15 protein-coding genes are annotated in these 21,976 nt (G+C 68.5%); 8 read left to right on the top strand and 7 right to left on the bottom strand.

What is annotated here, in order from left to right; all coding sequences use genetic code 11:
- The first annotated feature begins 227 nt into the window (after positions 1 to 227).
- Together gltB and ACFOWB_RS20300 are read left to right on the top strand one after the other, a co-directional pair.
- Complete coding sequence (gene gltB, locus ACFOWB_RS20305) at positions 228 to 4,949, top strand: glutamate synthase large subunit (protein ID WP_261404437.1); 4,722 nt, start codon at positions 228 to 230, stop codon at positions 4,947 to 4,949.
- Between the two features lie 165 nt (positions 4,950 to 5,114).
- A complete protein-coding gene (locus ACFOWB_RS20300) occupies positions 5,115 to 6,539 on the top strand; it encodes a glutamate synthase subunit beta (RefSeq protein WP_261404438.1) in 1,425 nt (474 codons plus the stop codon).
- A gap of 148 nt (positions 6,540 to 6,687) precedes the next feature.
- Here the strand turns inward: ACFOWB_RS20300 and ACFOWB_RS20295 are convergent, their stop codons facing one another.
- Positions 6,688 to 8,214, bottom strand: a complete 1,527-nt coding sequence (locus ACFOWB_RS20295; protein WP_261404439.1) for an SGNH/GDSL hydrolase family protein — start codon at positions 8,212 to 8,214, stop codon at positions 6,688 to 6,690.
- A 52-nt stretch (positions 8,215 to 8,266) separates the two neighbouring features.
- Entirely contained in the window at positions 8,267 to 9,385 is a 1,119-nt protein-coding gene (locus tag ACFOWB_RS20290; RefSeq protein ID WP_261404440.1) for a lytic murein transglycosylase, read from the bottom strand.
- A gap of 197 nt (positions 9,386 to 9,582) precedes the next feature.
- Here ACFOWB_RS20290 and ACFOWB_RS20285 point away from each other — a divergent pair, with 197 nt between their 5' ends.
- On the top strand, positions 9,583 to 10,464 hold the full coding sequence (locus tag ACFOWB_RS20285; RefSeq protein ID WP_261404441.1) for a UTP--glucose-1-phosphate uridylyltransferase: 882 nt from the start codon (positions 9,583 to 9,585) through the stop codon (positions 10,462 to 10,464).
- Between the two features lie 41 nt (positions 10,465 to 10,505).
- Here the strand turns inward: ACFOWB_RS20285 and ACFOWB_RS20280 are convergent, their stop codons facing one another.
- Positions 10,506 to 12,095: an outer membrane beta-barrel protein gene (locus ACFOWB_RS20280; protein ID WP_378148997.1), complete on the bottom strand. Its 1,590-nt coding sequence runs from the start codon at positions 12,093 to 12,095 to the stop codon at positions 10,506 to 10,508.
- Positions 12,096 to 12,315: 220 nt separating this feature from the next.
- Between ACFOWB_RS20280 and ACFOWB_RS20275 the strand changes: the two genes are divergently transcribed.
- The 3 genes from ACFOWB_RS20275 to ACFOWB_RS20265 all read left to right on the top strand — a co-directional run bounded on the left by ACFOWB_RS20275 (position 12,316) and on the right by ACFOWB_RS20265 (position 15,058).
- Positions 12,316 to 13,359: a KpsF/GutQ family sugar-phosphate isomerase gene (locus ACFOWB_RS20275; protein WP_378148995.1), complete on the top strand. Its 1,044-nt coding sequence runs from the start codon at positions 12,316 to 12,318 to the stop codon at positions 13,357 to 13,359.
- A 108-nt stretch (positions 13,360 to 13,467) separates the two neighbouring features.
- A complete protein-coding gene (locus tag ACFOWB_RS20270; RefSeq protein ID WP_261404443.1) occupies positions 13,468 to 14,244 on the top strand; it encodes a motility protein A in 777 nt (258 codons plus the stop codon).
- Position 14,245: 1 nt separating this feature from the next.
- A complete protein-coding gene (locus ACFOWB_RS20265; protein WP_261404444.1) occupies positions 14,246 to 15,058 on the top strand; it encodes an OmpA/MotB family protein in 813 nt (270 codons plus the stop codon).
- A 7-nt stretch (positions 15,059 to 15,065) separates the two neighbouring features.
- Here ACFOWB_RS20265 and ACFOWB_RS20260 read toward each other — a convergent pair whose 3' ends face one another.
- Together ACFOWB_RS20260 and ACFOWB_RS20255 are read right to left on the bottom strand one after the other, a co-directional pair.
- Complete coding sequence (locus ACFOWB_RS20260) at positions 15,066 to 15,395, bottom strand: GlpM family protein (RefSeq protein ID WP_261404445.1); 330 nt, start codon at positions 15,393 to 15,395, stop codon at positions 15,066 to 15,068.
- 84 nt (positions 15,396 to 15,479) lie between these two features.
- A complete protein-coding gene (locus tag ACFOWB_RS20255) occupies positions 15,480 to 16,712 on the bottom strand; it encodes an SGNH/GDSL hydrolase family protein (RefSeq protein WP_261404446.1) in 1,233 nt (410 codons plus the stop codon).
- A 232-nt stretch (positions 16,713 to 16,944) separates the two neighbouring features.
- On the opposite strand from ACFOWB_RS20255, the gene ACFOWB_RS20250 reads away from it, so the two are divergent.
- Positions 16,945 to 18,408, top strand: a complete 1,464-nt coding sequence (locus tag ACFOWB_RS20250; protein ID WP_378148992.1) for a sodium:proton antiporter — start codon at positions 16,945 to 16,947, stop codon at positions 18,406 to 18,408.
- 4 nt (positions 18,409 to 18,412) lie between these two features.
- Here the strand turns inward: ACFOWB_RS20250 and ACFOWB_RS20245 are convergent, their stop codons facing one another.
- Complete coding sequence (locus tag ACFOWB_RS20245) at positions 18,413 to 19,399, bottom strand: aldo/keto reductase (RefSeq protein ID WP_261404447.1); 987 nt, start codon at positions 19,397 to 19,399, stop codon at positions 18,413 to 18,415.
- 115 nt (positions 19,400 to 19,514) lie between these two features.
- Here ACFOWB_RS20245 and ACFOWB_RS20240 point away from each other — a divergent pair, with 115 nt between their 5' ends.
- On the top strand, positions 19,515 to 20,132 hold the full coding sequence (locus tag ACFOWB_RS20240) for a TetR/AcrR family transcriptional regulator (RefSeq protein WP_261404448.1): 618 nt from the start codon (positions 19,515 to 19,517) through the stop codon (positions 20,130 to 20,132).
- An 84-nt stretch (positions 20,133 to 20,216) separates the two neighbouring features.
- Here ACFOWB_RS20240 and ACFOWB_RS20235 read toward each other — a convergent pair whose 3' ends face one another.
- Positions 20,217 to 21,833 carry a phosphoenolpyruvate carboxykinase gene (locus tag ACFOWB_RS20235; protein ID WP_261405667.1) on the bottom strand — a complete coding sequence of 539 codons (1,617 nt, stop codon included), beginning with the start codon at positions 21,831 to 21,833 and terminating at the stop codon, positions 20,217 to 20,219.
- Positions 21,834 to 21,976 lie beyond the last annotated feature (143 nt).

Raw genomic sequence — 21,976 nt, 5'->3', positions numbered from 1 at the left:
TGATTAAGGTGCGCGGCAATTAGGACAGCAAGACTGTCCATTTGCGACGAAGGTCGCGCGCTGCTCGACATCCCGGCCGGGGCGAGACGGCGGAAGCTCCGGAATTCCGGACTTCGCCGGCGCTCCGGCTGCGCGCGTCCTGCGTAGGAATTGTTCTAAGGGGCGTCTCGGCGCCCATCGTGCATGGCCTTCGGGCCGTTGGCTTGAACGGATCCAAGGAGATCGCCATGGAGACGCCCGTGACGAAGCGAGTTCCGGCTCCCGCGACCGACCTCGACGGCCGCGCCGGCTCTGCCGTCCGAACCATCGTGGTCGATCACGGTCTTCCGAAGGCGCAGGGCCTCTACGACCCGCGCCATGAAAAGGATTCGTGCGGCGTCGGCTTCGTGGCCGACATGAAGGGCCGCAAGAGCCACACGATCATCGAGCATGGCCTCAAGATCCTCGAGAACCTCGAGCATCGCGGCGCCGTGGGCGCGGACCCGCGCGCAGGCGACGGCGCAGGCATGCTGGTGCAGATTCCGCACAAGTTTTTCGCGGCCGAGGCCGAACGGCTCGGCTTCGAGCTGCCCGAGCCCGGGATGTATGCGGTCGGCCACGGCTTTGGCCCGCGCGACCAGCAGGGCATCGACCATGTGCGCGCGGCGCTCGAGCGCGCGATCGCGAGCGAGGGCCACACGCTGCTGGGCTGGCGCGAGGTGCCGACCGACAACTCCTCGCTCGGCGAGAGCGTGAAGCCGACCGAGCCGACGCAGTTTCAGGTGTTCATCGGACGCTCGCCCTCCATCGAGGACGAGGACGAGTTCGAGCGCCGCCTGTTTATCCTGCGCAAGATCGTCTCGAACGAGGTCTATGGGGACCACCCGCAGGCCTCGTCCTACTATCCCGTGTCGCTCTCCTGCCGGACCATCGTCTACAAGGGCATGTTCCTGGCCGACCAGCTCGCGGCCTATTATCCCGACCTCAAGAACCCGCTGTTCGAGAGCGCGCTCGCGCTCGTTCACCAGCGGTTCTCGACCAACACCTTCCCGGCCTGGTCGCTCGCCCATCCCTACCGAATGGTCGCCCACAACGGCGAGATCAACACGTTGCGCGGCAACGTGAACTGGATGGCGGCGCGGCAGGCGTCGGTCGACAGCGAGCTCTACGGCAACGACATCTCGAAGCTCTGGCCGATCTCCTATGAGGGCCAGTCCGACACCGCCTGTCTCGACAACGCGCTCGAATTCCTCGTGCGCGGCGGCTACAGCCTCGTCCACGCCATGATGGTGCTGGTGCCTGAGGCTTGGGCCGGCAACCCGCTGATGGACGAGCAGCGCCGCGCTTTCTACGAGTACCACGCCGCCGTCATGGAGCCGTGGGACGGACCGGCCGCGGTCGCCTTCACCGACGGCCGCCAGATCGGCGCGACCCTCGACCGCAACGGCCTGCGTCCTGCGCGCTGGTACGTCACCGACGACGATCTCGTGGTGATGGCCTCCGAGATGGGCGTGCTGCCCTTCCCGGAAGAGAAGATCGTGCGCAAGTGGCGGCTCCAGCCGGGCCGCATGCTGCTGATCGACCTGACCGAAGGCCGCATCGTCTCCGACGAGGAGATCAAGGCGAGCCTCACCTCGGCGCGCCCCTACAAGGAGTGGCTGAAGAAGACCCAGCTCGTCCTCGAGGACCTGCCCGACGCGCCGGCCCCGCGGCCGCGCACGCAGGCCAGCATGCTCGATCGCCAGCAGGCCTTCGGCTACACCCAGGAAGACGTGAAGCTGCTGATGTCGCCGATGGCGACCACGGGCCAGGAAGCCGTCGGCTCGATGGGCACCGACACGCCTCTGTCGGCGCTGTCGCGCCAGTCGAAGCTGCTCTACTCCTACTTCAAGCAGAACTTCGCGCAGGTCACGAACCCGCCGATCGACCCGATCCGCGAGGAGCTCGTGATGAGCCTCGTGTCGTTCATCGGTCCGCGCCCGAACCTGTTCGACCTCGAAGGCTCTTCGAAGAAGAAGCGGCTCGAGGTGCGCCAGCCGATCCTCTCCAACGAAGATCTGGAGAAGATCCGCGCGATCGACGACCTCGCCGAGAGCCAGTTCCAGTCGCGCACGCTCGACACCACCTATCCGGCCGAGAAGGGCGCGGCCGGCATGGCTGACGCGCTCGAGCGGCTGTGCGAGCGCGCGCAGTCGGCGGTCCATGGCGGCTTCAACATCGTGATCCTGTCCGACCGTCTGGTCGGGTCGGGCCGCATCGCGATCCCCGCCGCGCTCGCGACCGCGGCCGTGCATCATCACCTGATCCGCAAGGGTCTGCGGACGTCGGTCGGCCTCGTCATCGAGTCGGGCGAGCCGCGCGAGGTGCATCACTTCGCGGTGCTCGCGGGCTACGGCGCGGAAGCCATCAACCCGTATCTCGCCTTCGAGACGCTCGAGGAGATGCATCAGGCGCTCGACTTCCCCGAGCGCGTCGACGCTTATGAGGTGCGCACGCGCTACATCAAGTCGATCGGCAAGGGCCTGCTCAAGGTCATGTCCAAGATGGGCATCTCGACCTATCAGTCCTATTGCGGCGCGCAGATCTTCGACGCGGTCGGTCTGTCGAAGGAGTTCGTCGACAAGTACTTCTCGGGCACCGCGACGCCGGTCGGCGGCGTCGGCCTCGCAGAGGTCGCGGAAGAGACGGTGCGCCGTCACACGCTCGCCTTCTCGGACGTTCCGATCCTGCGATCGGCGCTCGACGTCGGCGGCGAGTACGCCTACCGCATCCGCGGCGAGGACCACGCCTGGACGCCGAACTCGGTCGCTAACCTTCAGCACGCGGTGCGCACGCGCTCCTACGCCAAGTACGAGGAGTTCGCCCGCGACCTCAACGAACAGTCCGAGAAGCTCTTGACGCTGCGCGGCCTGTTCCGCGTGAAGAACGCCAAGGAGCGCGGCCGCGATCCCGTCGCCGTCGACGACGTCGAGCCGGCGGCCGAGATCGTGAAGCGGTTCGTCACCGGGGCGATGTCGTTCGGCTCGATCAGCCGCGAGGCGCATGAGTCGCTCGCCATCGCCATGAACCGGATCGGCGGCAAGTCGAACACCGGCGAGGGCGGCGAGGAGCCGGAGCGCTTCGTTCCGCTCGCGAACGGCGACTCGAAGCGCTCGGCCATCAAGCAGGTGGCCTCGGGCCGCTTCGGCGTGACCGCCGAGTACCTGGTCAACGCCGACATGATCCAGATCAAGGTCGCGCAGGGCGCCAAGCCCGGCGAAGGCGGGCAGCTGCCCGGCCACAAGGTCGACGCCGCGATCGCCAAGGTGCGCCGCTCGACCCAAGGCGTGGGTCTCATCTCGCCGCCCCCGCACCACGACATCTACTCGATCGAGGATCTGGCGCAGCTCATCTACGACCTGAAGAACGTCAATCCGGCGTCCGACATCTCGGTGAAGCTCGTCTCGGAAGTCGGCGTCGGCACGGTGGCGGCCGGCGTCGCCAAGGCGCGCGCGGACCACATCACGATCTCGGGCTTCGAGGGCGGCACCGGCGCGAGCCCGCTGACCTCGCTGAAGCATGCGGGCGGCCCCTGGGAGACCGGCCTCGCCGAGACCCAGCAGACGCTCGTCATGAACAAGCTGCGCGGCCGCGTCCGGCTGCAGGTCGACGGCGGACTGCGCACGGGGCGCGATGTGCTGATCGGCGCGCTGCTCGGGGCCGACGAGTTCGGCTTCTCCACCGCGCCGCTGATCGCGGCCGGCTGCCTGATGATGCGCAAGTGCCACCTCAACACCTGTCCGGTGGGCATCGCCACGCAGGATCCGGTGCTGCGCAAGCGCTTCAAGGGCACGCCCGAGAACGTCATCGACTATCTGTTCTTCGTGGCCGAAGAGGTCCGCGGGCTTCTGGCCGAGATGGGCTTCTCGAAGCTCGACGACGTCATCGGCCGCTCGGACCTGCTCGACAAGCGCGAGGCGATCAACCACTGGAAGGCGCGCGGCCTCGACTTCTCGAAGCTGTTCGCCAAGCCCGTGGTCGGGGCCGACGTCGCGATCCGCCATGCGGAGACGCAGGACCACCATCTCGAGAGCGTGCTCGACCGCGACCTGATCGCCGCCGCCGCGCCCGCGATCGAGCGCGGCGAGCCGGTGACGATCGAGCGAACCATCGCGAGCCGCAACCGCTCGGCCGGCGCCATGCTGTCCGGCGCGGTCGCCAAGGCCTACGGATCGGCAGGTCTGCCGGACGACACCATCACGGTGAAGCTGACCGGCACCGCCGGCCAGTCGTTCGGCGCGTTCCTCGCCGCGGGCGTGACCTTTGACCTCACGGGCGAAGCCAACGACTATGTCGGCAAGGGCCTCTCGGGCGGCCGCATCATCGTGCGGCCGGCCAAGAACGCCGGCATCGTGGCCGAGGAGTCGATCATCGTCGGCAACACGGTGCTCTACGGCGCGATCGAGGGCGAGTGCTACTTCCGCGGCGTCGCCGGCGAGCGCTTCGCTGTCCGCAACTCCGGCGCGATCGCGGTCGTCGAGGGCTCCGGCGACCATGGCTGCGAATACATGACCGGCGGCGTGGTCGTGGTGCTCGGCAAGACCGGCCGCAACTTCGCGGCGGGCATGTCGGGCGGCGTCGCCTATGTGCTCGACGAGGCCGGCGACTTCGCCGCGCGCTGCAACCTCTCGATGGTCGATCTCGAGCCGGTGCCGGAGGAGGAGGAGCTCATGCAGGAGCTCCACCACCACGGCGGCGACCTCGAGTTCAAGGGCCGTATCGAGGTCGACCCGGACATGACGCGCCACGACGAGGACCGGCTGAAGCAGCTGATCACCGCGCACCACGTCCACACCGAGTCGACCCGCGCCAAGCAGATCCTCGACAACTGGGCCGACTACCGGTCGAAGTTCGTCAAGGTGATGCCGGTCGAGTACCGCAAGGCGCTGCGCGAGATGGAGAAGGCGCGCGCGCTGCAGGCGGCTGAGTGAGGCGGAACGCCCACTGGCGCAGCATTTCCGCAGGGCCTATGGAGGCCCTGCGGGACACGTCTTCAGAAATGATCTAATTCGTCATCGGCGCGTCCGCTTTCGGGTGGACCGCGTCGACGCCGGCCTGAGGCCGTGCGTTGCAAAGGGCCTCCGGCGGAGACCAAAATGGGCAAGGTCACTGGTTTTCTTGAGATCGAACGGCAGGAAGCGCGCTATCAGCCCGCCTCCGACCGCATCCGTCATTTCCGGGAGTTCACCCTCCCGCTGTCGGACGCCGAGGTCGCCAAGCAGGCCGCGCGCTGCATGGATTGCGGCATTCCGTTCTGCCATGGGCCGCAGGGCTGCCCGGTCAACAACCAGATCCCGGACTGGAACGATCTCGTCTACGCCGACGACTGGCAGGAGGCCGCGCGCAACCTGCATTCGACCAACAATTTTCCGGAGTTCACCGGCCGCATCTGTCCCGCGCCTTGCGAGGAAGCCTGCACGCTGAACCTCGAGAACACGCCGGTCGCGATCAAGACGGTCGAGCAGGCGATCGCCGACAAGGCGATCGCTGCGGGCTGGGTGAAGCCCGAGCCGCCGGAGACCAAGACGGGCAAGCGCGTCGCGGTGGTGGGCTCCGGCCCCGCCGGCATGGCGGCGGCCCAGCAGCTCGCGCGCGCCGGCCACGACGTCCATGTCTATGAGCGCGAGCCAAAGGCCGGCGGCCTGATGCGCTACGGCATTCCCGACTTCAAGATGGAGAAGGGCCACATCGACTTCCGCGTGAAGCAGATGGAGGCCGAGGGCGTCACGTTCCACTACGGCGTGAACGTCGGCGTCACGACGCCGGTGCAGGAGCTCGTCGACGGCCACGACGCCGTGCTGTTCGCCGGCGGCGCCGAGGATCCGCGCAATCCTTCGCTTCCCGGTCAGGAGCTTACCGGCGTCCATTACGCGATGCCGTTCCTCGTTCAGCAGAACCGCCGCGTCGGCGACGAACGCTCGATCCCCGAGGCGCCGGTGAGCGCCGCAGGCAAGCACGTCGTGGTCATCGGCGGCGGCGACACGGCCAGCGACTGCGTTGGCACCTCGTTCCGCCAGGGCGCGATCACGGTCACGCAGATCGACATCCGCCCGGTGCCGCCGAAGATCGAGGACAAGCTCCTCACCTGGCCCTATTGGCCGATGAAGTTCCGCACCTCGTCGTCCCAGGCCGAGGGCGCGGAACGCGAATTCGCGGCCGTGACGCTCGGCATCGAGGGCGCGAAGGGCCGCGTCACGGGCATCAAATGCGCCCGCGCCGACGCCAAGCGCCAGCCGGTCCCGGGCTCGGAGTTCATCCTCAAGGCCGACCTCGTCTTCATCGCGCTCGGCTTCCGCGGGCCGTTGCTCGAGGGCCTGGTGCAGGAGTCGGGCGTGGCGCTCGACAAGCGCGGCGCCGTTCTCGCCGACGAGCAGAGCTACGTGACGTCGAACCCGAAGGTGTTCGCGGCCGGCGACATGCGCCGCGGCCAGTCGCTCGTCGTATGGGCGATCCGCGAGGGCCGGCAGGCCGCGCACGCGATCGACATCTTTCTGATGGGATCGACGACGCTGCCGAGGTGATCGGCCCTCGGCGAAGCGCGGCGAAAGCCGGGATCACGGGTCGGTAGAGACGCTCGAACCTTGCTCCGTCATGCCTCGGATCGTCCGGGGCATGACGAGCTTCTTCCTGAGATTGACCCCGGCGCTCAGCCCGGGATGACCGCCCCGGCTACCGTCCCTGCTGTTCGACCGGGCGTGGGTCGATCAGCGTCGCGGGCTGCGCCGTCTGCGCGGCCGGAGAGGCCTTGATCTCGGTCGTCTTCGGACCTGCGGGCGCAGGCTGCTCCGCGCCCGGCCAGCGGTGGTCGTCCATGCGGCCGGCGTCCGCCTCCATGCCTTCGCCGTTGACCAGCACCTTCGCGGCCGACTGCGAGGCGTCGCGCGCCGGGATCGGCATCGGCGTGGCGGCGGCGAGCGCGCCGCCCTGGCTCCGGCGCGGAGCCGTGAGAACCATGAGCGGGCTGGAGATCGGCCGCGGCTGCTCCGCGGTCGGCGCCGGCTGGATCGCGGTCGCGCCCGCTTCCGGGGCGATCGCCGCCATCACAGCGTCGGGCTGGACTGACTTCGGCTGGAAAACCTTGCGGATCTCCTGCTCGACGTAATGGGCGAGCTTGCGCGCGCCCGCCTTCGAGAAATGCACGCCGTCGTCGAGCCGGAGACGGCCGATCTGGCCGTCGAGCATCGGCCCGCTCTCCATGTAAAGGCCGTCCTCGTCGACGAAGCCCTCCCACACGTCCACGTAGGTCCCGCCCGCCGCCTCGACGCGCTCGCGGGCGATGGCGTTGATCGCGACGTGGTCGGCGGTGGCGCGCGTCGACTCGCTCGCCGTGAGGCCCGTCCAGAAGATCGGGATCTTGCGCTCCTTGAAGGGCGCGAGCACCGCGTCGATCCGCTCGGCATAGCGCTTGCGCCAGGCGTCGGAGAGGGGCGGCTCCTTTCGCATGTCGAGGAAGGGCTGTCGGTCGTTCACGCCCGCTTCGAAGACGGCGTAGGTCAACGGACCCTGGTCGAGAACTTTCCGGGCCTCGGCCACGACGTCGAAATAGTCGTCGCGCACCAGCCCGGAATTCGGCTTCACGATGCGCTTCACCGCAAGCTCGGGCGCGTCTGCAAAGCCCTCCTGCAAGCCGACCGCGAGCTGGTCCGCGATGCTGTCGCCGACGACGGCCACGAAGGTTGTGGGCTGGACGGGCGCCGGCGCGGGCGCGGCTCCCGGCTGAAGCGCCGCGGCGGCTCCGACGCTCGCCCCAGCAGCGGCGGCGGCCGCGGCGGCGCCTGGATCGGCCGGGATCGGAGCAGGCGGTCGGGCGGCGACTGCGGGACGACGACGCGGGGGACGCTTGGCCGGCCTGACCTCGACCGCGCCCTGGTCGGAGCGCTGGTCTGTGTCGGCGGAGCCGCCTCCGAAAAGGCGCTGGAAGAAGTTCAGGCTTCTCGGCCGCTCCACCTCGACCTCGCGCATCCGGCGCTGGGCGTTGCGGCGCGCGACGGCGTCACGGCTGTAGTAGCGCTGGCGTCGCTCGAAATAGGCGTCGTCGTCCTCGTCGTAGACCCGACGCTCGCGATAGACGCGCTCGCGCGGCGCGGCTTCGTAATAGCGCTGGGAATACCCTTGGGCGCGCGCTTCCCCGCCGGACCCTGCGAAGAGGGCCGCCAGCATGAACGCCGCGATCGCGCCGAGAGCGAGCCGTGTCATCTTCAAACGATAACACGGCCCCGCGCCGCGGGCCACCGAGGCGGGAAGACGGTCAACGGCCGGACTTCATCCGGCGCAGCAGCGAGACGCTGGCGTAGCCGTCCGGCAGGATGCCCTGCTGGCGCTGGTAGGAAATGATCGCGGTGCGGGTCGCCGGTCCGATCTTGCCGTCCGGCTCGCCGACGTCGTAGCCGCGCCGGGCGAGCAGCGCCTGAAGCTCGAAGCGGCCGGGCTCGTCGAGCGGCTTGTCGTGGTTCGGCCAGGGCGTCTGGATCGGGCCGCCGCCCCGGATGCGGTCGGAGAGATGCGCGACCGCGAGCGCGTAGCTGTCCGCGTTGTTGTAGCGCTTGATGACGCGGTAGTTCGACGTCGTCATGAAGGCCGGCCCGTTCGGCCCGCCGGGGCGGAACAGCTTGCCCTCCCCGCCCCCGCCGGTGACCTCCTGGCCCCAGCGGACGCCCGACTTCCAGCCGTGCTTTCTGAGATAGTTCGCCGTCGAGGCGAGCGCGTCGGCGGTCGAGCCCCAGATGTCGCGCTTGCCGTCGCCGTCGCCGTCGGCCGCGTAGGCCTTGAAGCTCGTCGGCATGAACTGGGTCTGGCCCATGGCGCCGGCCCAGGAGCCGATCATGTTCTCCGGCGCGACGTTGCCCTGCTGGAGGATCTGCAGCGCGGCGATTAGCTCCTTGCGGAAGAACTCCGGCCGCCGCGTCGCGCAGCAGGCGAGCGTCGCCAGCGCCTCGATGACGTTGTGGCCGCCCATCGAGGAACCGTAGTTGGTCTCCATGCCCCAGACGCCGAGCACGACATAGCGGTCGACCCCGTAGGTCCGCTCGATGCGGGCGAGCAGGTCGGCGTATTTCGCCGCGTTCGCCTTGCCGTTGGCGACGCGGGTGTCGGAGACCTGCGTGTCGATATAGACCGCGATCGACTGCTTGAACTCGAGCTGAGTGTTGGACTTGTCGATCGCCTCCTGGTCGACCTTGAGCCCACGGAAGGCCCGGTCGTAGAGCGCGGACGACACGCCCGCCTTCATGGCTTCCGGCTTCAGTCGCTGCACGTAGGCGTCGAAGCGCGCCTGCGACGATTGCGCGAAAGCCGACGCGGGCGCGCTCGCCGCAAGGGCGAGGCTCGCCGCGGCGATCGCAAGCACGGACCGGAGCCGGAAGGTCATTTGGCGTCTCCTTCGAGGCCGACGCTCTCGCGGCGGGTTAGCATCGAATTAACCAAGGATACGCGCGGAAGTTAGCTTTCGGTTAACCAAGGCTTCACGGACGCGTGGGCTTTACGACGGGCCGAAGCCTCCCACATACGCCCCCAAACTACGTGTCCATGACGGCCAATATACGGCCGCCGATCCCCGGAGCCCCGATGCCTGCCAAGAAGATCCGCAAGGCCGTGTTTCCCGTCGCCGGCCTCGGCACGCGTTTCCTGCCCGCCACCAAGGCGACCCCGAAGGAAATGCTGACCGTCGTCGACCGACCCGTCATCCAGCATGTGGTCGACGAGGCGAAGGCCGCAGGCATCGAGCACTTCGTGTTCGTCACCGGCCGCGGCAAGGGCGTGATCGAGGATCATTTCGACAAGAACTACGAGCTCGACGACACGCTCGCGCGCCGCGACAAGAAGGAGGCGATCGCGATCCTGAAGGAGCAGCTTCCGGCGGCCGGCACGACGAGCTTCACCCGCCAGCAGGAGCCGCTCGGCCTCGGCCACGCAGTCTGGTGCGCGCGCGACATCGTGGGCGACGAGCCCTTCGCGCTGATCCTCCCCGACATGCTGCATCTCGCCAAGAAGAGCTGCCTCGCCGAGATGATCGACGTCTATGACGAGGCCGGCGGCGGAAATGTCGTGGCGGTCTACGAGGTGCCGGACGACCAGACCCATCAGTACGGGATCGTCGGCCGGGGCGAGGACGTCGGCAAGGGCTTCGCCATGACCTCGATGGTCGAGAAGCCCAAGAAAGGCACGGCCCAGTCGAATCTGGCGATCTCCGGCCGTTACATTCTCCAGCCCGAGATCTTCGACCTGCTGTCGAAGCAGGAGCCGGGCGCCGGCGGCGAGATCCAGCTCACCGACTCGATGCTGAAGCTCGCCGACGCCCAGCCCTTCTCAGGCTTCCAGTTCTCCGGAAAGGTGTTCGACACCGGCTCGAAGCTCGGCTTCCTCGCCGCCAACGTCGCCTACGGCCTCGCGCGCGAAGAGGTTTCGGCCGATTTCCGGGCCGAGATCGAAGCGCTGCTGAAGGGCTGACGCTCGAACCCGCGACGGCGCCGGGCGCTGGAGCCCGGCGTTCAGCGCCGGAACTTAAGCCCGAACTCGACGATCGAGGCGACATAGTCGGCGCCCTGGGCGGTGCTGTCCATCCAGACGCGATCGAATTTGCCGGTCAACGCGACGTTGCGGTTGATCTTGTATTCGAAGCCGAGGCCGGCGGTGAGCTGGTCCTGCGTCAGCTTCGCGCCGCCCTTGTATTCAGCGCGGTCGAACGCGAGCCGGGCGGTTCCGATGAAGTTCCGGCGAAACTGGTGCTCGATCGACAGCTCGCCGCTGCGGTCGAGGATGCCGCTCGAATTGACGAGACTGGTCTCCTGCAGGCTCGTCCGCACGGTTCCCCGAACGGTGGTGAGTGCGGTCGGGGTCCAGGCGACGTTGCCGTCGATCAGCACGCCCTCGACGGGCTTCAGCCCGCCGTCCTTGGGCGTCTGGCGGCCATAGCCGAGGCCGAGCTCGCCCGTGACCAGCCGCCCGGCCTCGAACTGCGCGCCGCCGCGCACCGCGAAGCCGTCCGAGCCGAGGTGGCGCAGACCGGTGTTGTCGATCTTCTGGTCGTAGTCGCGGGTGTCGACCGAGGTCTCCACGAAGGGCTGCAGCTTCGGCGACAGGTCGTAGGAGGCGCGCAGCCGCGCCTGATAGCTGTTGTAGGCGCGATCGGAATTGTCGCGCATGTCGTCGCCGGTGACCGGGTCCGGATTGGTGAGCTTGGAATCCTTGACCGTGTACCGGTCGACCAGGCCGTCGAGCCGGAGGCTCAGCCGGTTGAAGCGCTGGGCGACGCCGAGCGTCGCGCCGACGGAGCGCGAGATCTCGTCGCCCTTGATGCCGCTCGTCTCAGGGTCGCCAGGCTGCGAGGCGATGACGGAGCCGCGCAACTGCGCGTTGATCTGGGTGCGCTCGCTGATGTCGAGCCGTCCCGACAGCGCGGCGTTCAGGTCCGGCTCGTAGCCCGGCCGGACGCTTTCATATCTGCGGATCTGGGCGCTCGATTCGAAGTCGAGCGCGTGACGCGACCAATTCGACTGCGCGTCGAGCTCGCCCTTCAGGCGGACGAACCCCGACCCCTTTGCGCTCCCGTCGACGCGGTTCGGGTTGTCGTCGTATCCGGCGGCGGTCTCGAGGCTCGGCCGCAGCGTGAAGGCGCCGGCCGTCACCCCCGTCGGCGCATAGGCGTCGTCGACGGGCGAGGCCGGGCGACGCAGGCGCGTGCGGTCGAAGCCGCCAGGACCCGCGGCGAGCGGATCGGCGAGATAGGACGGGGCGATCGGGGCCGTGCGTTCGCCTTCGCCCTCGGGCGTCGCGGGCTCGCCATAGCCGCCGCCCGCAAGCGTTCCGGGATCTGCAGGTTCGACGCCGAAATCCCCGCCCGCGAGCGGGGTCGGCGAGGCGGGGGTCTGACCGTAGTCGCCGCCCGCCAGCCCGTCCTGCGTCGCGGCCTGGGGCGTGGAGCGGCCTCCGGCCGCGGGTCGTCCGCCCTGCACCGGCAGACCGAGCGTACGCTCGTCGAGACGGCGCAACGGCTCTCCAGAACTCTGCGCGCGCGCGTCCCCGACGACCGCGACGGCCGAAGCGAGGAGAACGGCGCGGAAGATCGCCCGGCGCGACATGACGTCCTTGACTGTTCGCGGGGACGGCTGCGCCGGCCGGCGCGATGCGGCATGGTTAACGATCCTCGCCGGACGTGGTTAATATTCCCTTTCGCGTCATGCCTTTGCGGGGCCGCCATGCGGCGTCGTATGTGGGCGCACGGATGCGCGGGCGAGACGTCGTGTGGTACAACCCTCGCGACGCCTTTCGCGCGATTGTTTTTCGGGAGCACCACCGTCCATGAACCAGCCGCTTCGCCAGCCGGCCGACGCGCCCGCCGCTCCGACGCACTTCCGCAGCGCCGACGCGACGCGCGCGCGGGTCGAGGCGATCGCGTCGGCGGTCCGCACGATCGAGATCGAGCAGGCAGGCCTGGCGAGCCTCGGCGGCGCTTTGAAGGGCGCGCTCGGCGTCTCCTTCGCGGCCGCCGTCGAGATCATCGCCGGCTCGAACGGCCGGGTGATCGTCAGCGGCATGGGCAAGAGCGGCCATGTCGGGCGCAAGATCGCCGCCACGCTCGCCTCCACCGGCACGCCGGCCTTCTTCGTGCATCCGGCCGAGGCGAGCCATGGCGACCTCGGCATGATCACGTCCGACGACGTCGTGCTGGCCCTGTCCTGGTCGGGCGAGACGGCCGAGCTGCGCGACATGCTGCACTACGCCACCCGCTTCCGCGTGCCCGTCGTCGCCGTCACCTCGAAGGTCGACAGCGCGCTCGGCCGCGCCGCCGACGTCGTGCTGATCCTGCCGCGCGTCGGCGAAGCCTGCCCGCACGGCCTTGCTCCCACCACCTCGACCACCATGCAGCTCGCGCTCGGCGACGCGCTGTCCGTGGCGCTGCTCGAGGGCCGCCAGTTCACGCCCGGCGACTTCAAGCGCTTCCACCCCGGCGGCAAGCTCGGCGCCGTGCTCGCCTTCGTGCGCGACGTCATGCATGTCGGCCCGGCGGTCCCGCTGGTCGGCGCCGGCACGAAGATGTCCGAGGCGCTCATCGTCATGTCGCAGAAGAGCTTCGGCTGCGTGGGCGTGACGGACGAGACCGGAGCGCTTCTCGGCATCGTCACCGACGGCGACCTGCGCCGCCACATGGGCCCGCGGCTGATCGAGGCCCGCGTCGACGAGGTCATGAGCCGCTCCCCCCATACGATCGCGCCCGACGACCTCGCGGCCGGCGCGATGAGCGAGCTTCAGGGCCGCGCGATCACCGCGCTGTTCGTGGTGGAGAACGGCCGCCCGGTCGGCCTCGTCCACATCCACGACCTGCTGAAGCTCGGGATCGCCTGAGCGGCGGTGAAGCGCGCGAACCTGCGCGCTTCACCGGGCCTTAACTCCAAATCTTCACCATGCCGCCCGACGGCCGCCTCGCACCCGAGCGCGCCTTGAGGACCGGACATGGATTTCGCCACTATAATTGGCTTCGTGGGCGGCATCGGCGTGCTGTCCTTCCTGATCCACGAGGGCGGCGGCCTCGAGCGCTATTACTCCGAACACGCCGTGATCGTGATTTTCGGCGGCTCGATCACCGCCACGCTGATCCGCTTCGAGCTCGGCGCCTTCCTGTCCTCGTTCCCCACCGCGCTCAAGACCGTGTTCGGCTTCGGCGGCAGCCACGCCAATCCGCGCGACCTGATCGCCGAAATCGCCGACATGGCGAACATCGTGCGCAAGTCCGGCCCGGTCGGCCTCGACAAGGCGACGCCGCACGACAAGTTCCTGGCCAAGGGCGTGCGCTACGTCGCCGACGGGTTCGACGAGAACTTCATCCGCGAGACGCTCGAGCGCGAGCGCGACCTTCACCTCCACCGCGTCGAGATGGCCGGCAAGGTGTTCCGCGGCATCGGCGACTGCGCCCCGGCGTTCGGCATGATCGGAACGCTCATCGGCATGGTGCAGATGTTCGCCGAAATGTCGGACCCGTCGAAGCTCGGCGTGTTCATGGCCATCGCGCTGCTCGCGACGCTTTACGGCGCGGTCGTGGGCAACTTCTTCTTCCTCCCGATCGCCGACAAGCTGAACATCAAGTTCGCCCATGAGGAGCTGAACCAGACGCTCGTCATCGACGGCGTGCTGCAGCTGCGCGCCGGGAAGAGCCCCGCCGTCATCAAGGAAATGCTGATCGCCTACCTGCCCGAGAAGCAACGCGCCGACCTGATGGAAGCGGCCGCCTGAAATGGCCAAGAAGAAACACGCCGACCACGGCGGCGGCCACGGCTGGTTCGTGACCTTCGCCGACCTCATGGGTCTGCTGATGGCCTTCTTCGTCGTGCTCGTCGCCTTCTCGACGCAGGACAAAAAGAAAATGTCGATCGTCGCCGGCTCGATGCGCGAGGCCTTCGGCACCCAGAAAACGATCATCGCCGACGGCATCATCGACATCGGCGGCTCGCCGGCCCGCACCGAGCTCAAATACAACGAGGCGCGGAGCCCGGAAGAGACCTCCGACCTCGCCGGGCCGCTCTCGGCGAGCCGCGCCGACACCGAGGCCGCGGCCCGCGGCTACGCCCGCGCCGCCGCGACGCTGCGCCAGGCGCTGCGCTCCATGCCCGAAATCGCCGACATGTCGAGCCAGATCGTCGTCGAAAGCTCGACCGACGGCGTCTCGATCGCGATCGTGGACGAGGACGGACGGTCGATGTTCCCCGCCGGCTCCTCGACGCCGTCCCGCCGGGTCGTCGACGCGCTCGCCGCCGTCGCGCCGTCGCTGCGCGCGCTGAACTATCCGATCGCGATCTCGGGCCACACCGCCGCCGGCGTCTCGGAAGCCTCCAACGTCGACCCGTGGAAGCTCTCGGCCGACCGGGCGAGCGCGGTGCGCGGCCTGCTCGCCTCGGCCGGCGTTCCGGACGCGCGCTTCCGCAGCGTCGTCGGGCGCTCGTCGACCGAGCCGATGTTCCCCGACGCCCCGCAGATCGCCGCCAACCGCCGCGTGACGATCTCGCTGACCGCGGCGCCGGGCGTCGTGCCGATGAATCTCAAGCCCTGAGACGGCCTCAGCCGCGCTGCGGCAAGACGAAGATCGCGAGCGCGACCACGAGCCAGGCCGCGAGCCCGCCCAGCACCGCGAGCCGGTAGTCCAGCTTTCCGATGAGCAGCCAGCAGGCGCCGAGGAAGGCGAGATAGGCCGGGATCGTTTTCGCCCCGGCGAGGCACGCGGTCCGAAATCCTTCCGGGTCTCCCTTCGAGCCGACGGCCAGCAGCGCGATCAACGCGAAGGTCGGCGCGAGCGGCAGGATGCCCGGCAGCACGTCTCCCTTCTTCGAAGCCAGCACGATCAGCGCGGTCACGAGGCCGCCGAGCGCGCCCTTCCAGATGACGTCCACGGCCGCGCCCTCCGTTCCGAGAAGGGCCGACCATAGGCCGGAGGGACGGACGGGACCACGCCCGACCGCCCCGCCGGCCGTCATTCAGCGGAACAGCCCGAGGTCGATCGCCTCCGCCATCGCGGCGAAGCCCTTGTCGTTCGGGTGCAGCCGGTCGCCATAGTCGTAGGCCGGCCGGATCCTGGTCGGGTTCTTCGGATCGGCGAGCGCCGTCTCGAAGTCCACCACGCCGTCGAAGGCGTCGGTCGAGCGGATCCAGGCGTTGACCTTCTGGCGCACGACCTCGCCCTCCTCGGTGTAGTAGCCCGGGAAAACCGTGCCCTCGAACGGGGTCAGGGTCGCGCCGAACACCTTGATCCCGTGGGAGCGGGCGCGCGCCGCGAGCTGGGCGAGGCTGTCGATGATCAGCTTGGCCTTGGTGGGCGGCTCGCCCTCCCCGCCCGGCTGGCCGATGTCGTTGATGCCGAGCAGAACGATCATGTGCGTGACGTTCGGCAGGCTCAGCACGTCGCGGTCGAAGCGCTCCTGCGCATTGTCGCCGAACTGGGGCAGGCTCTCGACCACATGGCCGTTGCCGCTGATGCCGGCGTTGGCGACGGCGAACGGCATGCCGGCGCGCGCGAGGCGCTTGGCCAGCAGGTCCGGCCAGCGCTTGTCGCTGTCGAGCGTGATCATGTAGCCGTCGGTGATCGAGTCGCCGAAGGCCACGATCGTGCCGCGCCCCTTGCGGGAGAGCACGTCGACGCCGGTGAGGAAGTAGCGGCTCGCGGTCGTGGCGGCGCCGTTGAGCGCGGACGCTCCCGTCTGGTCGCCGGCCGCGACGTAGGAGGTCTGGACGCCCAGGTCATGGGCGGTCGCCGGACCTTCGGCGTCTTCGAGGAACAGGCTCACCGCGAGGTCCTGACGCGCCGGCACGTCGAACGCGACGGGGTCGCTGATCGCCGAGCCGCCCGGCTGGATGAGGATCCCCTTCCCGCCGTTGAACCGCGCCTCGACCACGCCGCCCTCGACCGATCCGCCCGAACCCGCGCGGCCGATGGTGGCGCGGCCGATCTTGAGCGGCCGGTCGCCATAGAGGTTGGAGATCCGCAGCTGCGCGGCGTCGCCCGCAAGGCTGGTCTGAAGGACGGTGCGGACGGTGTCTCCGTCGAGCCCGCCGGTCGGCGTGTCGGCCTCCGGCTGTCCCCAGCCGGGGCTCGCCGACCAGGTGGCGAACCAGCGCGCCTCCTGCGCCTCGACCGGCGCGGCGCCAAGCGTCGCGCCGAGGGCCGCCGCGCAAAGCAATGAACGAAGTCGAACTCCTACCGAATGCTTCATCGTTTCCTCCCGGGGGGCGTTGTTCGCCCTCTCACGGACAAAACGTCGCACGTACGTCTCGACTTGAACAGACACATTCTGGTCGGACGACCACCTGATTTCCGCCGCATGTCGGGCGGCGCTTCGCGCGCGGTCCACACGGTTCCGCTCCAAAGGCCTTGGCCGTCGGCCGCGCGCGGCCTAACACTTTCGAGGCTCCGCCGCGGGGCCTTCGTCGGTTTTGGAAGGCGTCATGACGAGCTTGGAGTCCGGCCGCACACGTCCGTCGCCGCTCATTTGGGTCGTGGGCGCCGTCGTCGCGGTCGCCCTGTTGGTTTCCGTGATCGATCCGCTCGTCCGGCCATTGGTTCATGGCCATGTCGATGGCCGTGGGCTCTCGCCGATCTGGGCGCTGCCGCTCGTCGGAATGCTGGGATCGATCGCCGTCCTGCCGCTCGCGGCGCCCCACTTCTGGCACCACCATTACGGCAAGGTCTCGGCCTTCTGGGCGCTGGCGCTGCTGATCCCCTTCGCCGCGACCCAGGGCCCCGGCGCGGTGGCGTCGGAAGTCGTTCACGCCGCCGCGCTCGAATACATCCCCTTCATCGTGTTGCTGTTCTCGCTCTTCACGATTTCGGGCGGCCTTCTGGTGAAGGGCAACATCCACGGCTCGCCGGCGGTGAACGCCGGGCTGCTGGCGATCGGCACCCTGCTTGCGAGCGTCATCGGCACCACCGGCGCGTCCATGGTGCTGATCCGCCCGCTGCTGCGCGCCAACGACAATCGCCGCCACAACGTCCATGTCGTGGTGTTCTTCATTTTCCTCGTGTCGAACATCGGCGGCTCGCTGACGCCGCTCGGCGACCCGCCGCTGTTTCTCGGCTTCCTGCAGGGGGTCTCGTTCTTCTGGACCACGACGCATCTCGCCGCCGAGACCGGCTTCATGGTCGTGACGCTGCTCGTCATCTTCTATCTGCTCGACCGCTGGCTCTACGGTCGCGAGGAGCACGCGCCGAAGCCCGATCCCACGCCGGACAGCCGGGTGCGGCTCGTCGGCCTCCAGAACCTGCCGCTGCTGGCCGGCGTCGTCGCCGCGATCCTGATGAGCGGAGTTTGGAAACCGGGGATCGAGCTCGATCTCTGGGGCACGCATGTCGGGCTGCAGTCGCTGGTTCGCGACGCGATCCTGATCGCGCTCGCGCTCATCTCGCTGAAGATCACCCCGACGGAGGTGCGCGAGGCGAACGGCTTCGACTGGGAGCCGATCAAGGAGGTAGCGAAGCTGTTCGCGGGCATCTTCGCGACGCTCATTCCGGCTCTGCTGATCCTCAAAGCCGGGACGGAAGGCGCCGCCGCGCCGCTGGTCGCGCTCGTGTCCGACGAGAGCGGGAGCCCGCGCGACGAAATCTATTTCTGGATGACGGGCCTTCTGTCGAGCGTGCTCGACAACGCCCCCACCTATCTCGTGTTCTTCAACCTCGCGGGCGGAAACGCGCAGGAGCTGATGGGCCCGCTGGCGTCCACCCTCGCCGCGGTGTCGAGCGGCGCGGTGTTCATGGGGGCGCTGACCTATATCGGCAACGCCCCCAACTTCATGGTGCTGGCGATCGCGCGGAACCGCGGCGTGAAGATGCCGAGCTTCTTCGGCTACATGGCCTGGAGCTTCGGCGTCCTCGGCCCGTGCTTCCTGCTCGCGACCTGGCTGTTCTTCCTCTGACGCTCTAAGCGTTGATGCCCGTCATCGAGGCCTGCGGGTAGCGGGCTCCGATGACCTTCGACGGGTCGAAGGCGACGTCGAGGACCGCGACTTCGTCGGGCGTCAGCTCGACCTTGGCGGCGTCGATGTTCTGCATCAGCCATGTGCGGCGCTTGGTGCCGGGGATCGGGATCGCGTCCGGCTGCTTGGCCAGAACCCAGGCAAGCGCGATCTGCGCCGGTTCGCACTCCCGTTCGGCGGCCAGATCCTTCACGCGTTCGACGAGTTCGGCGTTCGCCTCCCCGGCCTCGCCGTAGAAGCGCGGATCGATGAGGCGAAAGTCGCCCGCCGCGAGGTCGCCCCGCTGCGGGACCGAGCCCGTGAGGAAACCGCGGCCAAGCGGCGAATAGGGCACGAAGGTCACGCCGAGCTCGCGGCAGGTCGCGATCTGGTCGCTCTCGGGATCGCGCGCCCAGAGCGAATACTCGGTTTGAAGCGCAGCGACGTGGTGGGTCTCGCAGGCCCGGCGCAGCGTCGCGGAGGTCACTTCCGAGAGGCCGATCGCCTTGACCTTGCCGTCCCAGACGAGTTCGGCCATCGCGCCGACGACGTCGTCGATCGGCGTCTCGCCGGTGAAGCGGTGGCAGTAATAGAGGTCGATGGCCTCGACGCCGAGCCGCTTCAGCGACGCCTCGCAGGCCTGTTTGATATAGGCGGGCGAATTGTCGATCCGGCGGTCCGCCGGGTTCGCGCCGCGCACGATCGCGAACTTTGTTGCGACCAGAAGGTCGTCGGCGCGTTCTTTCAGGAACCGACCCACCAGCTCTTCGTTGTGTCCCGCGCCATACATGTCGGCGGTGTCGAAGAAGGTGACGCCATAGTCGGCTGCGGCGTGCAGGGTCTCCATGCTCTCATGGTCGTCGCGAACGCCGTAGAATTCGGACATGCCCATGCAGCCGAGGCCAATTTCGGAGACGAGTCGGCCCGTGCGGCCGAGCGGACGCTGTTTCATCTGAGCTGCCTGTCGAGTAGTTTGGGGGAAACCGGGCGGAGACGAAAAACTTCCATCCGACCGGCGGCAGGTGTAAACTACACCGTACCGTTTACACACGTCAAGGCGTAGCGTCATGGAATCCGGAGATCGCGGGGCGAACGAGGCGGGCCCGCCGGCCGCGCCCACGGGTCCCGGCCGCGCCTCAAAGCGCGACCAGATCGTCGCGGCGGCGCGCGAGCTCTTCCTTGCGCACGGCTACGGCGCGACCAGCATGGACGCGGTCGCGCGCGACGCGCCGGTCTCCAAGCGCACGCTCTACAATCACTTCGAGAGCAAGCAGGCGCTGTTTCTCGCCGTGCTGCGGATCTCCTGGGCGAATCTGTCCGAAGCTCCGCCGGTCCGCCCCGAGGACGACGTCCGCGACACGCTGCGCGGCTATGTGGCCCGGCTCGAGGAGCATTGGCGCCATCCCGACGTTCTGCCGTTCCTGCGCCTGCTCATCGCCGAGGGAACGCGCTTTCCGGAGCTGTCGGACATCTACTACCAGGCCGGCAAGGCTCCGGCGGTCGCGGAGCTGACCGGCTATTTCGAGGGCAAGGCCGACGCGCTCGGGCTGACCGCCGAGGCGCGCGCCGTGCAGTTTCTCGGCATGGTCAAGGAAGCGCTGTTCTGGCCGCGGGTGCTCGGCTTCCCGCCGGCCAAGGATCGCGACGCGGTCGTCGACGCGGCGATCGCGCGCCTCGTGGACTGAACGAAAAAAGCCCCCGGAGGGAGCCGGGGGCCAGAAGTAGGCTCCAGAAGATCTAGGGCCGCGCGGACGCGGCCCCCGAAAGCGTCACTCCGCGGCTTCGCGGAACTCCTGCGGGCCGGCGGCGCGGACCTCGTCGTCCACATGGCCCTCATAGGTGCGGAAGTTCGCTTGGAACATGCCGCGAAGCTTGGCGGCCGCCGCGTCATAGGCCGCCTTGTCGGCCCAGGTGCGGCGCGGCCGCAGGATCGACGCGTCGACGCCCTCGACCTCGTTCGGAACCTCGAGGCCGAAGAAACGCTCGGCGCGGAACTCGGCGTCCTTAAGCGAGCCGTCGAGCGCAGCCGTCAGCAGCGCGCGCGTCGCCTTGAGCGAGATGCGCTTGCCCGAGCCGAAGCCGCCGCCGGTCCAGCCGGTGTTGACCAGCCAGCAATCGACGCCGTGTTCGGCGATCAGGCTCTTGAGCAGCTCGCCATAGACCGCGGCGTTGCGGGGCATGAAGGGCGCGCCGAAGCAGGTGGAGAACGTCGCCTGCGGCTCGGTCACCCCCTTCTCGGTGCCCGCGACCTTGGCGGTGTAGCCCGAGAGGAAGTGGTACATCGCCTGCGCGGGCGTGAGCTTCGAGATCGGCGGCAGCACGCCGAAAGCGTCGCAGGTCAGCATCACGATGTTCTTCGGATGGCCGGCCTTGCCCGTCTCGTTCGCGTTCGGGATGAACTTGAGCGGATAGGCGACGCGGGTGTTTTCGGTCTTCGAGACGTCGTCGAAGTCGGGCTCGCGCGTGTCGGCCGAGAGCGGCACGTTCTCGAGGATCGCGCCGAAACGATGCGCGGCCGCGAAGATCTCGGGCTCGGACTCGGCCGTGAGGCGGATCGTCTTCGCGTAGCAGCCGCCCTCGAAGTTGAAGATGCCCTCCGGGCCCCAGCCATGCTCGTCGTCGCCGACGAGCGCGCGGGCGGGATCGGCCGAGAGCGTCGTCTTGCCCGTTCCCGAAAGGCCGAAGAACACGGCGCTCGAGCCGTCCTCGCCGACATTCGCCGAGCAGTGCATCGGCATGACGCCCTTCTTCGGCAGCAGGTAGTTCAGGAAGGTGAAGACCGACTTCTTCATCTCGCCAGCGTAGGAGGTGCCGCCGATCAGCACGATCCCCTGCGTGAAGTCGACCGCGATGATCGTGCCGCCGCGCGAGCCGTGCCGGGCGGGATCAGCGGTGAAGCTCGGGAAGTCGAGGATCGTGAGCTTCGGAACGAAACCCTCGAGTTCGTCGCGCTTGGGCTGGATGAGCATCGTGGCGATGAACATCGAGTGCCAGGCGTATTCGGTGTAGACGCGCACGGGCAGACGATGCCCGGCGTCAGCGCCGCCATAGAGATCCTGGGCGAAGAGCTCCCGGCCCTGAGCATGGGCCAGGAAGTCCTGCCGCAGGTTCTCGAACTGCTCGGGCGTCATCGACGCGTTGGTGGTCCACTCGACCTCGTTCTCGGTCGACTCGTCGCGCACCACGAACTTGTCCTTGGGCGAGCGGCCGGTGTGGACGCCCGTCTCGGCCGTCAACGCGCCAGAGGCCGAAAGCTGCGCTTCGCCACGACGCACCGCGCGCTCCACGAGGACCGCCGCAGGCAGGTTCCAGTTCACGCCGCCCAGCTTCTCGAAGCCGAAGGCTTCGGCGCCGTGCGACGCGTTCCATACGCCCGTCTGTCGCAATTCCAAGTCCTCCGTGTGGACGCCGCCGAACTCGTTCGCGGTGGCAGAAGTCATTTCGGGTCATCCTCACGAAACAGCGAAAATCGGCGCGATCATGACAAGACGTCATGAAGCGGTGGGCGACGGCGGACCAAAATGCCCTT

Origin of the sequence: Chenggangzhangella methanolivorans, assembly GCF_042648545.1 — a bacterium.
GTDB lineage: Bacteria > Pseudomonadota > Alphaproteobacteria > Rhizobiales > Methylopilaceae > Methylopila > Methylopila methanolivorans.
This window is presented reverse-complemented; position numbering and strand designations above follow the sequence as displayed.

What these genes read in the sequence shown, in the direction of transcription:
- ACFOWB_RS20300 (WP_261404438.1), top strand. Translation starts at nt 5,115, where the DNA reads ATGGGCAAGGTCACTGGTTTTCTTGAGATCGAACGGCAGGAAGCGCGC.
- gltB (WP_261404437.1), top strand. Translation starts at nt 228, where the DNA reads ATGGAGACGCCCGTGACGAAGCGAGTTCCGGCTCCCGCGACCGACCTC.
- ACFOWB_RS20250 (WP_378148992.1), top strand. Translation starts at nt 16,945, where the DNA reads ATGACGAGCTTGGAGTCCGGCCGCACACGTCCGTCGCCGCTCATTTGG.
- ACFOWB_RS20280 (WP_378148997.1), bottom strand. Translation starts at nt 12,095, where the DNA reads ATGTCGCGCCGGGCGATCTTCCGCGCCGTTCTCCTCGCTTCGGCCGTC.
- ACFOWB_RS20295 (WP_261404439.1), bottom strand. Translation starts at nt 8,214, where the DNA reads ATGACACGGCTCGCTCTCGGCGCGATCGCGGCGTTCATGCTGGCGGCC.
- ACFOWB_RS20245 (WP_261404447.1), bottom strand. Translation starts at nt 19,399, where the DNA reads ATGAAACAGCGTCCGCTCGGCCGCACGGGCCGACTCGTCTCCGAAATT.
- ACFOWB_RS20290 (WP_261404440.1), bottom strand. Translation starts at nt 9,385, where the DNA reads ATGACCTTCCGGCTCCGGTCCGTGCTTGCGATCGCCGCGGCGAGCCTC.
- ACFOWB_RS20275 (WP_378148995.1), top strand. Translation starts at nt 12,316, where the DNA reads ATGAACCAGCCGCTTCGCCAGCCGGCCGACGCGCCCGCCGCTCCGACG.
- ACFOWB_RS20255 (WP_261404446.1), bottom strand. Translation starts at nt 16,712, where the DNA reads ATGAAGCATTCGGTAGGAGTTCGACTTCGTTCATTGCTTTGCGCGGCG.
- ACFOWB_RS20270 (WP_261404443.1), top strand. Translation starts at nt 13,468, where the DNA reads ATGGATTTCGCCACTATAATTGGCTTCGTGGGCGGCATCGGCGTGCTG.
- ACFOWB_RS20265 (WP_261404444.1), top strand. Translation starts at nt 14,246, where the DNA reads ATGGCCAAGAAGAAACACGCCGACCACGGCGGCGGCCACGGCTGGTTC.
- ACFOWB_RS20285 (WP_261404441.1), top strand. Translation starts at nt 9,583, where the DNA reads ATGCCTGCCAAGAAGATCCGCAAGGCCGTGTTTCCCGTCGCCGGCCTC.
- ACFOWB_RS20240 (WP_261404448.1), top strand. Translation starts at nt 19,515, where the DNA reads ATGGAATCCGGAGATCGCGGGGCGAACGAGGCGGGCCCGCCGGCCGCG.